This window comes from Halobacillus salinus, assembly GCF_004684905.1.
GTDB classification, from domain to species: Bacteria; Bacillota; Bacilli; order Bacillales; family Halobacillaceae; genus Halobacillus; species Halobacillus salinus.
Genome location: NZ_SRJC01000001.1, coordinates 1,373,330 through 1,386,542 on the forward strand (window position 1 = coordinate 1,373,330; position 13,213 = coordinate 1,386,542).

Genomic DNA, 13,213 nt, shown 5'->3' on the forward strand with positions numbered 1-13,213 from the left:
TTCTTCATATTTAGTAAGGAGAAACACCGGTAGGAACCGGAGCTATGAATACTGGCATCTTTACCTTAGCTTAGAAAAAAAGGGAAAGGTTAGCCCTCTCCCTTTTCTTACATAATATCTAAATAGATTCGTTTTTCCGAATCAGACCCTGCCGCATATACGACAGTTCGAATCGCTTTTGCAATCCGCCCGTTTTTACCGATCACTTTGCCGACATCTTCTGGATGAACAGAAAGGTGATAGACGACTTTGTCGTCTTCTTCCCTTTCTTCTACCTGAATTTCGGTAGGATGATCAACAAGCGGCGTTACAATCGTTTCGATTAAGGCTTTCATGGAATCACCACTACTTTAAAATTAGTTGTTTTTTGATTCGTGGAATTGCTTCATGATGCCTTCATTAGAGAATAGGTTGCGTACTGTGTCAGAAGGCTTCGCACCGTTAGACATCCAGTCGATTGCTTTCTCTGCATCCAGCTTAACCTCTACAGGGTTTACAACTGGGTTGTACGTTCCGATTTGCTCGATGATGCGACCATCACGAGGGGAACGAGAATCTGCTACTACTACACGGTAGAATGGGTTACGTTTAGAACCCATACGCTTAAGACGAATTTTTACTGCCATTGTTACATACCTCCATATATTTCATGAAAAATTAATATAGTTTCACACAAATAATGATTCTAGCAGAACTTCATTTGTGTGTAAAGGGTTTTTCCATTACATGAATGGAAAATTCATTCCCTTGCCTTTTTTCCCTTTGGTATTGCTCATCTGTTTCATCATCTTCTTCATTTCTTCAAACTGTTTCAGTAGACGGTTAACTTCTGAAACATTCGTGCCTGATCCTTTGGCAATCCGTTTTTTCCGGCTTGCATTCATTAGAGAAGGATCTTGACGCTCATGCTTAGTCATCGATTGAATAATCGCTTCAACGTGGACGATTTGCTTATCGTCAAACGAAGCGTTCTTCAATCCTTTCATTTTATTTGCCCCCGGGATCATGTTGATCAGTTCATCCAGTGGGCCCATATTTTTGACCTGCTGCATCTGTTCTAGGAAGTCCTCAAATGTAAAGGATGCATTACGCATCTTCGATTCGAGCTCTTTAGCTTGCTTTTCATCGACGTTGGTCTGTGCCTTTTCAATGAGTGTAAGCACGTCTCCCATACCTAGAATACGGGATGCCATACGTTCTGGGTGGAACGGCTCCAGCTGATCCAGCTTCTCTCCCATACCGGCAAATTTAATAGGTTTGCCTGTTACAGCACGGATAGACAACGCTGCACCACCACGTGTGTCGCCATCGAGCTTCGTAAGTAGCACACCAGTCACATCTAGCTGCTCGTCAAAGCTTTCGGCAACATTGACAGCGTCCTGCCCCGTCATGGCGTCTACAGTCAAGAATATTTCGTCTGGCTGGACTGCCTCTTTAATGCGCTGTAATTCTTCCATCAAGTCTCCATCCACGTGAAGGCGACCGGCAGTATCAATGATGACATAGTCATTATGCTCTTCTTTTGCCTTTGCAATAGCATTTTTCGCAATATCAACAGGATCTGCTTCTGTTCCTTCTTCGTGAACAGGCATACCCAACTGCTTACCAAGTGTTTGAAGCTGCTGGATTGCAGCAGGACGATAAATATCAGCTGCTGCGAGCAATGGCTGACGATTGTGCTTTTTGCGCAGATGGTTAGCTAATTTCCCTGTAGTGGTTGTCTTACCGGCACCTTGCAGACCAACCATCATAATGACTGTCGGCGGCCGCTTGGCAACGGCAATTTTACTTTCATCGCCACCCATCAATTCCGTCAGTTCTTCCTTTACGACCTTGATGACTTGTTGACCGGGAGTCAGACTTTCCATTACTTCTTGACCTATCGCACGTTCTTTAATGCGTTTAACAAAGTCTTTTACGACTTTGAAGTTAACATCGGCTTCGAGGAGGGCTAGACGAACCTCACGTGTCATCTCTTTTACGTCTTGTTCGGTTACCTTCCCTTTGCCTTTTATTTTCTTTATCGTTTCCTGCAAACGGTCGGATAAACCTTCAAATGCCACCTGAATGACCTCCTATTCTAGTTCATGTAGTTGATCGAGCCATTCCTTGAATGGAGTGTGAAGGTTATTTGCCTCTACTTCGGTCTCCATTTCTTTGATCACCTGTTGGCGCTTCTGGAACTTCTCGTATAAATGAAGCTTCTTTTCATACTCTTCTAGCATCGTTTCTGTTCGGCGGATATTATCATAAACCGCTTGACGCGACACATCAAAGGTCTCTGAGATCTCACCTAACGAATAATCTTCGAGATAATATAATTCCATATAGTTTCTCTGTTTCGGCGTGAGCAACGATTGGTAAAAGTCAAATAGATAATTGACTCGTGTCGTTTTTTCTAGCACGCAAGAACAACCCCTTGTTAAGTGAAATACCTTTACATAGGAATATTAACGGAGACAAGGCTCTACTGTCAAGCCTTGCCTCCCTTTTTATTAAGATTAAAATCGGTCAGATAATAAATAGAACCGCATTGAAAAAGAGAAACACCTAATTAAGACTCCTCTTCTTCCTCTTCATCGTAATTGTCTATCATATCTGCGAAAAGTCCATATACAAATGCGTGGGCATCGAATTGTTCAAGGTCCGTAACTTTCTCACCAAGACCGACGTATTTCACCGGAATATCCAGTTCCTTTCGGATAGCGAGGACAATTCCGCCCTTTGCAGTTCCGTCAAGTTTCGTTAGTACGATCCCAGAAACGTCCGTTGCTTCAGAGAAGGTCTTCGCTTGACTCATAGCGTTTTGACCTGTTGTCGCATCAAGGACTAACAACACTTCATGAGGAGCTCCAGGTACCTCCCGCTCAATGACGCGTTTTACCTTAGATAATTCATTCATCAGGTTCACTTTGTTCTGCAAGCGACCTGCTGTATCACAGATTAGTACGTCTGCATTACGTGATTTAGCGGATTGGATTCCATCATAGATGACGGCTGCTGGGTCGGCTCCCTCACTGTGTTTAATTGTATTGACGCCGACGCGCTTGCCCCATTCCTCCAACTGATCGATCGCTCCTGCACGGAATGTATCTCCTGCTGCTAGCGTGACATTTTTACCCTCTGCCTTCAGCTGGTGTGCAAGTTTACCGATTGTAGTTGTTTTACCAACACCATTTACACCGACGAACAGGTAGATTGTAAGACCGTCCGTGTTTTCCGTTAAGCCTTCAATTTCACTGGAGTCATCATCTCCATAGTAGATTTCAACCAGTTTTTCTGAAATGACTTCTCGCACTTTCTTCGTGTCTTTGATATTGCGTCGTTTCACTTCCATTTGCAGTTCATCGATCATTTCCATGACAGTATTCACACCGACGTCTGCGGAAATGAGTACTTCCTCAAGCTCCTCAAAGAAATCTTCATCGACCGTACGGTAACGGGCAACGAGTTCATTGATTCGACTAGAGAAGGAGTTACGCGTTTTAGCTAATCCCTTCTTGAACTTGTCGGCGACAGAGTCTACGACTTCCTCTTCCTTTTCCTCCATTGTCGGCTCTTCGAGTTCTGGTTCGACAGCTGAAGGTTCTTCATCTGGTGTGGATTCCTCTTCTGCCTCTGTCTCTTCAGTCAATTCTGTCGACTGTTCTTCGACAGGGACTTCTGTTTCTCCAAGTGTCTCTTCTACCGGAGCTTCTTCAACTTCTTCTTGCGGCATCTCTTCGACTTCTTGTTGGTCTTGTTTTTGTTCTTCGGTTTGTTCCAAGTTAGGGTGCAGGTCTTTCGTAAACTTATCTTTCAACTTTTTGAAAAAGCTCATCAACTCATCCTTTCTATGCTTCTAATAATTCTGTTGTCTCTTCCAACCTTACCGATACGAGACGCGAAACACCGGACTCTTGCATCGTTACACCATACAATACGTCAGATTGTTCCATGGTCCCTTTACGGTGGGTGATGACGATGAATTGGGTTTCCTCGCTGAATTCTTTCAAGAAAGCGGCAAACCGGTCGACGTTCGCTTCATCTAAAGCAGCTTCTACTTCATCCAACACGCAGAAAGGAACCGGCCTGACTCGGAGTATAGAGAATAATAGAGCGATAGCAGTCAAAGCGCGCTCTCCACCACTCATCAGATTCAAGTTTTGCAGTTTTTTACCTGGTGGTTGAGCGACTATGTCGACACCTGACTCTAGTAGATCATCAGGATTGGTCAACCTCAGATCAGCTGAACCTCCTCCGAATAGTTCACGGAACACGTCGTTGAACTCATTCTTAATGCTCGTAAAGGTCTCTTCGAAACGGCGCTGCATTTCTCCGTCCATTTCACCAATGACGTTGTGCAATGTACCTTTTGCTTCTAAAAGATCCTCTTGCTGCCCTTTTAGGAACGTATAACGTTCTTGGATTCTGTCGTACTCATCAATCGCACCAAGATTGACTGTGCCAAGCTCTTCAATGGCTCGTTTGATCAGCTTGACTTCACGTGAGGACTGTTGCACGTCTTCTACTGCTGGGTACTCACGTTTCGCCCTTTCAAAGGTCATCACATACTCTTTCTGCAAGTAATCAAGTAGGTTCTCAAGCTCTACATCAAGACGGTTTGCCTTGACTTCTTTGGCTTGTATATCATGGGTGAAGTTCTGAAGCAACCGCTTCTGCTCTTTAAGATCGGCCTCAATACGCTCCACCTTTTTCACGGACTTGGAACGGCTTTCTTTGCGCTCTTGAATCAATTGCTCCGTACGCTCTTTCCGTTCCTGCATTTCTTTGATTTCTTGTACCATTTCTTCCTCAGTGAGGTTCGAATCTACGACTTCCATCAGTTGATTGAATGCCGCCTTACTCTCCTGCAACTGCTGCTTAGCAAGCGTGAGTTCTTTGTTGTAGCGGTCGGCCTTCTCTTGTTGATTCTTCACAGAAGAGTCCTGCTCAGCAAGCTTGATGTGTAACTGCTGCTTCTTCTCACGCAGCTTCTCTTCGTCCTGCTGTTGCTGCGCCTTTGTCTCTGTAAGTTGATCAATAGTAGATTGTATGGACTTCAATCTCTTCTCTAACTCCATGAGGGCTGCGTCCAGCTCTTCTATCTGTTGCTTAGCTTGAACATGGTCCTGATCGAACTGCTTTTGATCCTGGTCGAAGAGTTGAAGTTGATCATTGACGTGCTTCTTGCGCATCTTCCATTCACGGACATCGGACTGCTGCTCATATTCTTGAGTCTTGAGCTTTGCTACCGCTTCCTCAAGCTTTACTACCTCTTGCTCAGAAGTCTCAATCGACCCTTTCAATTGCTGAACTTTTCCTTCGACATCGGTTGTCTTCTTAGAAAAGTCGTCAATCTTCACTGTTAAGTCTTGCAACTCTTTTTCACGAGTGAACAATGATTGATTGGATTTCTTCTGTGCACCACCAGACATCGAACCACCCGGATTTACGACATCTCCTTCCAAGGTAACAATCCGGTATTTACGATTAAGAAAACGCGCAATACTATTCGCATTCTCCAGATTATCAGCAATGACAATGTGACCTAACAAATGAGCTATAGCTTTTTGGTAAGCCGAATCAAAAGAGACGAGATCACCAGCTACACCGACAAACCCAGCCTGCTCCGGTAACTGGTTCTGAGCTTGGCCGTATATTTGCCTTGGCTGGATTGCGGTCAACGGCAGGAAAGTAGCTCGTCCCTTGTTGTTCTGCTTCAACCAGTGAATCGCTTGGCGGCCAGCCTGTTCGTCTCTGACGACAATATGCTGGGCTTGTGCACCGAGTGCCGTCTCGATGGCCGTCATCAGGTGGTTCGGTATATCGATCAGCTCTAGCACTGCTCCTTCAATACCCGAAAGTTTTCCACTCTCTCGTGCTTTCAACACTTCTCTAACACCCTGGAAGTAACCCGAGAAATCTTCTTTCATATCTTCAAGCATTTCTTTCTTGGAGCGAAGCTTTTCTAAGTATTGATAGCCTTTGTACAGCTTCTCTTGCCACTCATTATAAGACTGCTTGTTCACTTTGAGCTTTCCAGTTAATTCTTCATGCTCTTGCTCAAGGCTTGCCCTTTGTTCACTTACTTTATTGAGTTCAACTTCTACTTCTTGGAGTTTCCCCTCAAGAAGTTCTCTTTCCTCTAGCAAGTCCTTGAATTTATCTTGCTGCCCATCTTTCTTGTAACTGATTTGAGAAATCTGCTTCTCTAAATTTTGTTTTTCATTGCGCTTCGCTGCTTGATCATTCAGAAGGTCAATATAGTCACTTTTTAAGTCTTCAATTTGATCTTCTAACGCGGCAAGGTCTTGTGATAGAGCATCCTCTGTTTGCTTCAGCGCTTGCTTTGTTTCTGATCTAGCCTGTTTGTCCGCTGTGAGCTTATCCGTTTCTTCCTTCGCAATGCTTGAAAGCTCCTCCACTTTTTCATGAAGCTCTTGCTGTTCTTGCTCATTCTTCTCTTTATTTTCCTCAAAATGCTTGTGGCGTTCTTTCATTAACTCTTTTTTACCTTCAAGTCCTTCGAGTTCTTTCGTAAGAATGAGCAGCGTCTCTTGCAACTCATCAATGGATTGATCCAGAACTTGCATTTCCGAGCGTTGCTCAGCTACAGAAGCTTCCTGACTTTCCACTTGCCCAGCTAGAGACGATTCTTTCTCCTTCACTTCTTCCAGTTGGGAAAGCAGTTGCTGCCAATCTTCATGCAACTGTTCGATTTGAGTGATCAAAAGGGAGATTTCAATCTGTTTCAACTCATCTTTCTTCTGTAAGTAGTCTTTGGCTATTGCTGCCTGTTCTTTGAGCGGTTCAAGCTGCCCGTCGATTTCGTAGATGATATCTTCGACTCGGTTCAAGTTTTCTTGGGTTTCTGCAAGCTTATATTCCGCTTTTTTCTTTCGTTGTTTATACTTCAATACACCTGCAGCCTCTTCGAAGATAGACCGTCTATCTTCCGCTTTCGAACTAAGGATCTCTTCCACTTTGCCTTGGCTGATAATCGAGAACGCTTCCCTGCCAAGACCAGAGTCCATAAAGAGATCGACGATGTCTTTCAATCTGCAAGTCTGATTGTTCATATAAAATTCGCTTTCGCCAGACCGATATACTCTTCTAGTCACACTCACTTCCTCATAATCAAGCGGAAGCGTGTGATCGGAGTTGTCCAATGTCAGTGTCACCTCAGCCATATTCAATGCTTTACGAGATTCACTTCCAGCGAAAATAATGTCTTCCATTTTGGTTCCTCGCAGGGATTTAGCAGACTGCTCTCCTAAAACCCAGCGGATGGCATCGGTAATATTACTTTTCCCGCTACCATTCGGGCCGACAACGGATGTGACGCCTTCGACAAAATCGACGGTCACCCGCTCGGCAAATGATTTAAATCCTACGGTGTCTAATTGCTTGAGGAACATACCTATCCTCCTGTACTATTCACGTCTTTCTCATAACTTGTTTATTTTATCATACAATGACGCACAATTCAGTGGTCTTTTTTCTCATCAAGTCTTTTCATATCACCCAAAGTATCCTATCATATGTAATAGTTTCGTTTCGTTAGGAGGAACCGTCTTTGAGTTTAGAACAAGCTACCGAAGAAAACCTTGCCTACATCATTAAGGACATGGCAGAGAAGTTGCAAGTCGTCAACCGCTCTCTCATGGACCCAGAGGACTACGACATCAATCATTACGAGGAAATCAAATCCCTACACGATATAGTGGAAATGAAAGGTCAACTCAGTGTGTCTGAGATTCAGGCATTCGTCCAAGAGTTAGGCCAATATCGTAAATCATAGTCCCCTAAAAACTCCGAGGTTGTAAGCCTTGGAGTTTTTTTATGGACAAAAAGGACCGCCCTGATGCAGGACGGTCCTTTTTGCTTCCGGTTAAGCGCCATGATTTTCAAGCGCTTGCTGAGCGGCTTTTTGTTCGGCTTCTTTTTTTGTCCGACCGATTCCAATGCCTCCGGTTTCACCTTGAATGCGAACGTGGGCAATGAATTCACGGCTATGCGCTGGTCCACGTTCCTCCACAATTTCGTATTCAATTTTGCTGTTTCTATCTCGTTGAATGTATTCTTGAAGCTGACTCTTAAAATCCATCGCATGAGAAAAAGCACCTTTTTTCACTTTCGGATATACATAGGTTTCAAGAAAACGGACAACGGCATCAAACCCTTGGTCCAAATAAAGAGCACCAATGAAGGCCTCAAATACGTCTGCAAGCAATGCAGGACGGTTGCGACCACCTGTCAGCTCTTCTCCTTTACCTAGTAAAATCAGATCCTGAAAGTTCAGTTCGTTCGCAAATTGAACGAGTGAGATTTCGCACACGATGGAAGCACGGAACTTAGTCAGTTCCCCTTCAGCCATATCGGGAAACTCACGATACAAATACTGAGAAACGCCTAGTTCTAATACAGCATCCCCAAGAAACTCAAGGCGCTCATTATCCTGGCGATCCGTTTTTCGATGCTCATTCACATAAGATGAATGGGTAAATGCCTGTTCCAGCAACGAAACATCGTTGAATTGGATATTTATTTTGTTTTGAAAGCCTGAAAATCCATCCATAAATCACCTTGTCCTTTGCTCAAAATTTTAACGAGTAGATACAGGAAAGGCTGCCCGCGAATTCGCAGACAGCTTGTCCATTACGATACGCTGCTTATGTAATTCACAGCGTCGCCTACTGTATTAATCTTTTCAGCTTCTTCATCAGAGATTTCCATATCAAACTCGTCTTCAAGCTCCATTACAAGCTCTACTACGTCTAAAGAGTCTGCTTCTAAATCTTCTTTGAAGGAAGCTTCCATAGTTACTTTAGATTCTTCAACATCAAGTCGATCTACAATGATCTTCTTGACGCGATCAAATGTTTCTGCCATTGGAACTTCACCTCCCTTCAATAATTATAGTAGTACTTTATGCTTGAGCGCAAGCACGCATTTTGACAGTTTTCAGCGAATCTTACATCACCATTCCGCCATCAACGTGAAGCGTCTGCCCAGTCATATAAGCAGCATCCTCTGAAGCAAGGAAACGTACGACATTCGCCACGTCCTTCCCTTCACCGAGGCGACTTAACGGGATTAGGCTTAGCATCTGTTCACGCTGCTCATCCGTCAACGCATCGGTCATGTCCGTCGCAATGTAACCAGGTGCTACTGCATTGACTTGGATATTACGGGACGCAAGCTCTTTTGCATTCGATTTCGTCATGCCGATTACGCCTGCTTTCGCAGCAACGTAGTTAGCCTGACCAGGGTTACCTGACACGCCGACAATGGAAGCGACGTTAATGATCCGTCCATATTTCTGCTTCATCATTTGACGAGTGACGCCCTTCGTACACAAGAATACGCCTTTCAAGTTCGTATCAATGACAGAGTCGAACTCTTCTTCTTTCATACGCATCAGCAGGTTGTCCTTTGTAATGCCAGCGTTATTAACGAGAATGTCAAGACGACCGAACTCATCGACTACTGACTTCACCATACGCTTCACATCTTCTTCAGAGGAGACATTCGCCTGTATTTTCATTGCTTGTCCGCCTTGTTCAAGGATTTCTTGAACAACAGCTTCTGCTTTGTCTTCACTTCCTGCATAGTTGACTGCTACTTTAGCACCCTTAGAAGCAAGCTCAAGGGCAATAGCGCGTCCGATTCCGCGAGAAGCGCCTGTAACAAGTGCTACTTGTTCATTCAACATTACGATTCCTCCTTAATCCATTTCGTGAAAGCGTCTACGGATTCCGGATCTTGAACGTTGAAGGTTTTCATGCGGCGTTTCACCTTACGCACGAGCCCGCTCAACACTTTGCCGTGTCCTACTTCTACAATCGCATCCACATCTTTTTCGACGAAAGCTTCCAATATTTCTTGGAAACGAACCGGAGAATATAGCTGTTCGACAAGCAGCTTTTCTATTAGCGCTGCTTCTTCTACAGGTTCTGCGGTGACATTGGCATAAACTGGAACATCAGCTTGTTTTACGTTTACGTCAGACAAATGATTCGCAAAGTCCTCACTTGCAGGCTTCATAAGACGAGAATGGAATGGTCCACTTACATTCAGCGGAAGCACCCGTTTCGCTCCTGCTTCTGATAGCTTCTCCGATGCCTGTTCTACACCTGCTTTTGTACCTGAGATGACAATCTGTCCTGGACAGTTGATATTAGCGAGATCCACCGCAAGCTCATTGTCATAACCTTCAATAACGGAAGCGATCTCTTCTTGAGAAAGACCAAGTACAGCAGCCATAGTACCTTTTCCGGTCGGGTAAGCTTCTTCCATCAACTTTCCACGCAGATGCACAAGTTTCACAGCTTCGAGTGGTTCCAGTGCTCCACTTGCGACAAGTGCACTGTATTCCCCGAGACTGTGTCCTGCTGTCATTTGAGGGGATATACCTTCCTGTTTCAACACTTCTTGGATAGCCACACTGTTTAACAGAAGGGCCGGTTGTGCATTCTCTGTTTTTGTCAGTTCTTCAGCCGGTCCTTCAAACATAAGGGTCGTAAGCGAATACCCTAAGGCTTCATCTGCGTCATCGAATAATTGCTTAACAGAAGGATAAGCGTCATACATCGCTTTTCCCATACCGACTTCCTGGGAACCTTGTCCAGGGAATACGAAAGCGAGTCGTTTCATTTATTCGTCCTCCTTGTTCTGTAAATCATTTAAAGTATCTTGAATCGTTGAAGTCACGTTCAGTTCAACCATTTGGCATGCTTGCTTAATGGCATTGAAAACGGCACGATCATTGGAAGAACCATGTGCCTTGATGACTGGAGCGGAAAGTCCGAACAAGCCCGCACCACCATACTCGGAATAATCAAGTTGATCGCGCAAAGTACGAAGGTCATTCTTAACTAGCCCTGCTGCAAGCTTCGTTTTGAAATTGCTCATGAACGTTTTCTTGATCATAGAGAACATCGTCATTGCTGTTCCTTCTATCGTTTTCAAGGTGACATTCCCTGTGAATCCATCCGTTACAACGACATCCGCTACACCTTCCAGAAGGTCGCGAGATTCTACGTTACCAACAAAATGGATAGGGGCGTCCTGCATCAGTTGGAAAGCTTTCTTTGTTAAGTCGCTTCCTTTCCCCTCTTCGGTACCAACATTCAAAAGGCCTACTCGAGGCTTCTTAATGCCACGTACCTGTTCTGCATAAATCGAACCGATCACTGCGTATTGCAGTAAATGGCTTGGTTTTGCGTCCACGTTCGCACCAACATCCAACATCAAGAATCCTTTTCCGTCCTGTGTAGGTAACGTCGGGCTCAGTGCAGGGCGATCCACACCGTTCATTCGACCCACTACAAATAAACCAGCACTCATGAGAGCTCCTGTATTCCCAGCAGAGATGCACCCATCCGCACGACCTTCTTGGACTTCTTTCGCCATTAAAACCATGGAGGCGTTTTTCTTTCTTCTGACTGCACGCACCGGTTCATCCTCACCTGTAATCATCTCAGTCGTATGTATGACCTCAATATTAGCTTCTCCATTGAGATAAGGGTTGATTTGATCTTGGTCTCCAATAAGCGTTAGTTCAAGACCTTTTATTTCTTTCGCCGCAAGGACAGCTCCTTTGACAATGGCCTCTGGCGCATTGTCGCCACCCATTGCATCTATTGCGAGCTTCATGTCATCCATCTCCTTTTATAAATTCGAGCGATACATCTCGAACGTGCCAGAGAACACTTCTTCCTGGCCAACTAGACTTTGGACCTTTACAATCGTCCGCCCTTTTTCATCTTCTCCGAGAACGTTCGCTTTAGCGACAACTCGCTCCCCGAGCTTTACCTGTCGTGTAAATTCTATCGATGATTTAGCCGTTAGTGCCAAATCATCGTTTATTACCGCAACAGCAAGCGAGTTAGCCTGAGCAAACAAGTGGTGACCACGCGCTATGTGATTGCGTGAGAACACATGCTCAGGCTTCACATCAAAGATAGATATAGCACGCATGTCAAGTTCAAGATCCACTACCTCCCCGATCACTTCCTCAATCGGCAATGCTTTGACTGTTTCGTTCCACTCCTGGGTCGCAACAGACTTGATCCGTTCACGTAATTCCGGAATAGATAGCTCCATGCGATCGAGTCGAATGGTTTGAATACTCACATCAAAATGTTTCGCCAAATCTTCATCCGTTGTGAACGGGGAAGCTTCTATTGTTTTCTTGAGTTCTTCTTGTCTCTCTCTTTTCGACTTCTTCATTTCTTCCACCGTCCGTGTTAGCCAACCAGCACGCGCCTTATGACTAGGTACTAATAGTAATATATAATACCTGAACGATTTACGCAAGGATTAACATACGCCAGGCTGTATGCGGAAACAAGGTTTTGCAGTAGACAAGAATGCTTCCACCCCCAGTGGAACCCCGTAATTGGGGGTGCAGTGACCGACTTTGATCCCTTTCAATACAGGGAACGGGCAGTTTCTGAAAAACTCACGGAACAACCTCTCTAATCCAGTGGGCTCTTCTTCCCCCATGTTGAAATCCCCCAGCACCACTCCCTGTATATGTCTGAATACACCTGCCTGTTTCAACTGTTGCAGCATCGCATCAATACGATAAACGGGCTCTGAGACTTCTTCTAGTAAAAGAATAGAATTCTCCGTCTCCCATTGGTAAGGTGTGCCGACCGAATCCGCAACAAGCGTCAGGTTCCCACCCACAAGCCTGCCTCTCCCTATCCCATGTTGCAGCACGCTCAATGTTTGGGGAGAGTTGTCAAAACAAACTTCTGTAGGTTCGAATAATTGATTGAATGAACGGATTGTGTCACTGACTTGTTTTTCCTCCAACAAATCGCTCGCAATCATCGGTCCATGAAATGTTGAGAGTCGACTGAATTTCTGAATGGCTCCGTGCAAATAAGTGATGTCGCTGTACCCCCAAAACACCTTTGGGTTATTTCGGATTAGCGAGTAGTTGATAAAAGGAGCCATCCTTGCTGTACCATACCCGCCTCTCACACAAATAACGCCTTTAATGGAGGGATCAGCAAAGGCCTGATGAAAATCATCCAGACGCTTTGGGTCAGAGGCCGCTAAGTAGCCTTCTTGATCAAATAAGAAACGCCCAAACTGTACACAAAGACCTACTTCTTTGAAATACTCTAACCCTTCTCTCAACTTCACGGGGTCCGGTGGTCCTGCCGGTGCGATGACTGCAATCGTATCTCCCTTTTTCAACCTTTCGGGAATAATC

General features: G+C 44.8%; 14 protein-coding genes. 1 reads left to right on the forward strand and 13 read right to left on the reverse strand.

Features of this window, described 5'->3' with window-relative positions; translation table 11 throughout:
• Positions 1-107: 107 nt before the first annotated feature.
• From E4663_RS07500 to smc, 6 genes are all read right to left on the reverse strand, one after another.
• Positions 108-335, reverse strand: a complete 228-nt coding sequence (locus E4663_RS07500) for a KH domain-containing protein (protein WP_079480215.1) — start codon at positions 333-335, stop codon at positions 108-110.
• A gap of 21 nt (positions 336-356) precedes the next feature.
• Positions 357-626: a 30S ribosomal protein S16 gene (gene rpsP, locus E4663_RS07505; protein ID WP_079480216.1), complete on the reverse strand. Its 270-nt coding sequence runs from the start codon at positions 624-626 to the stop codon at positions 357-359.
• Between the two features lie 96 nt (positions 627-722).
• Entirely contained in the window at positions 723-2,063 is a 1,341-nt protein-coding gene (gene ffh, locus E4663_RS07510) for a signal recognition particle protein (protein WP_135327137.1), read from the reverse strand.
• A gap of 12 nt (positions 2,064-2,075) precedes the next feature.
• Positions 2,076-2,405: a putative DNA-binding protein gene (locus E4663_RS07515; protein WP_079480218.1), complete on the reverse strand. Its 330-nt coding sequence runs from the start codon at positions 2,403-2,405 to the stop codon at positions 2,076-2,078.
• Positions 2,406-2,554: 149 nt separating this feature from the next.
• Positions 2,555-3,820 (reverse strand): signal recognition particle-docking protein FtsY, encoded by a 1,266-nt coding sequence (gene ftsY / locus E4663_RS07520; RefSeq protein ID WP_135327138.1) that lies wholly within the window; start codon positions 3,818-3,820, stop codon positions 2,555-2,557.
• Positions 3,821-3,833: 13 nt separating this feature from the next.
• Positions 3,834-7,400 carry a chromosome segregation protein SMC gene (gene smc / locus E4663_RS07525; protein ID WP_135327139.1) on the reverse strand — a complete coding sequence of 1,189 codons (3,567 nt, stop codon included), beginning with the start codon at positions 7,398-7,400 and terminating at the stop codon, positions 3,834-3,836.
• Positions 7,401-7,558: 158 nt separating this feature from the next.
• Here smc and E4663_RS07530 point away from each other — a divergent pair, with 158 nt between their 5' ends.
• Positions 7,559-7,783, forward strand: a complete 225-nt coding sequence (locus E4663_RS07530) for a DUF1128 domain-containing protein (protein WP_079480221.1) — start codon at positions 7,559-7,561, stop codon at positions 7,781-7,783.
• A 90-nt stretch (positions 7,784-7,873) separates the two neighbouring features.
• On the opposite strand, the gene rnc is transcribed toward E4663_RS07530, so the two are convergent.
• From rnc to E4663_RS07565, 7 genes are all read right to left on the reverse strand, one after another.
• On the reverse strand, positions 7,874-8,560 hold the full coding sequence (gene rnc, locus E4663_RS07535; protein WP_079480222.1) for a ribonuclease III: 687 nt from the start codon (positions 8,558-8,560) through the stop codon (positions 7,874-7,876).
• Positions 8,561-8,640: 80 nt separating this feature from the next.
• Complete coding sequence (gene acpP, locus E4663_RS07540) at positions 8,641-8,874, reverse strand: acyl carrier protein (protein ID WP_079480223.1); 234 nt, start codon at positions 8,872-8,874, stop codon at positions 8,641-8,643.
• An 82-nt stretch (positions 8,875-8,956) separates the two neighbouring features.
• On the reverse strand, positions 8,957-9,697 hold the full coding sequence (gene fabG / locus E4663_RS07545) for a 3-oxoacyl-[acyl-carrier-protein] reductase (RefSeq protein WP_079480224.1): 741 nt from the start codon (positions 9,695-9,697) through the stop codon (positions 8,957-8,959).
• On the reverse strand, positions 9,697-10,638 hold the full coding sequence (fabD, locus tag E4663_RS07550) for an ACP S-malonyltransferase (RefSeq protein ID WP_079480225.1): 942 nt from the start codon (positions 10,636-10,638) through the stop codon (positions 9,697-9,699). Before fabD ends, fabG begins: the two co-directional genes overlap by 1 nt.
• Positions 10,639-11,640: a phosphate acyltransferase PlsX gene (gene plsX / locus E4663_RS07555; protein ID WP_135327140.1), complete on the reverse strand. Its 1,002-nt coding sequence runs from the start codon at positions 11,638-11,640 to the stop codon at positions 10,639-10,641.
• Positions 11,641-11,655: 15 nt separating this feature from the next.
• Positions 11,656-12,216, reverse strand: a complete 561-nt coding sequence (fapR, locus tag E4663_RS07560; RefSeq protein WP_079480227.1) for a transcription factor FapR — start codon at positions 12,214-12,216, stop codon at positions 11,656-11,658.
• 90 nt (positions 12,217-12,306) lie between these two features.
• Positions 12,307-13,197 (reverse strand): S66 peptidase family protein, encoded by an 891-nt coding sequence (locus E4663_RS07565; RefSeq protein WP_241657125.1) that lies wholly within the window; start codon positions 13,195-13,197, stop codon positions 12,307-12,309.
• Positions 13,198-13,213 lie beyond the last annotated feature (16 nt).

Bases quoted from the DNA above. Each gene is read 5' to 3' on its own strand.
- E4663_RS07500 (WP_079480215.1), bottom strand. From the start codon at position 335: ATGAAAGCCTTAATCGAAACGATTGTAACGCCGCTTGTTGATCATCCT.
- rpsP (WP_079480216.1), bottom strand. From the start codon at position 626: ATGGCAGTAAAAATTCGTCTTAAGCGTATGGGTTCTAAACGTAACCCA.
- ftsY (WP_135327138.1), bottom strand. From the start codon at position 3,820: ATGAGCTTTTTCAAAAAGTTGAAAGATAAGTTTACGAAAGACCTGCAC.
- smc (WP_135327139.1), bottom strand. From the start codon at position 7,400: ATGTTCCTCAAGCAATTAGACACCGTAGGATTTAAATCATTTGCCGAG.
- rnc (WP_079480222.1), bottom strand. From the start codon at position 8,560: ATGGATGGATTTTCAGGCTTTCAAAACAAAATAAATATCCAATTCAAC.
- acpP (WP_079480223.1), bottom strand. From the start codon at position 8,874: ATGGCAGAAACATTTGATCGCGTCAAGAAGATCATTGTAGATCGACTT.
- fabG (WP_079480224.1), bottom strand. From the start codon at position 9,697: ATGTTGAATGAACAAGTAGCACTTGTTACAGGCGCTTCTCGCGGAATC.
- fabD (WP_079480225.1), bottom strand. From the start codon at position 10,638: ATGAAACGACTCGCTTTCGTATTCCCTGGACAAGGTTCCCAGGAAGTC.
- plsX (WP_135327140.1), bottom strand. From the start codon at position 11,640: ATGAAGCTCGCAATAGATGCAATGGGTGGCGACAATGCGCCAGAGGCC.
- fapR (WP_079480227.1), bottom strand. From the start codon at position 12,216: ATGAAGAAGTCGAAAAGAGAGAGACAAGAAGAACTCAAGAAAACAATA.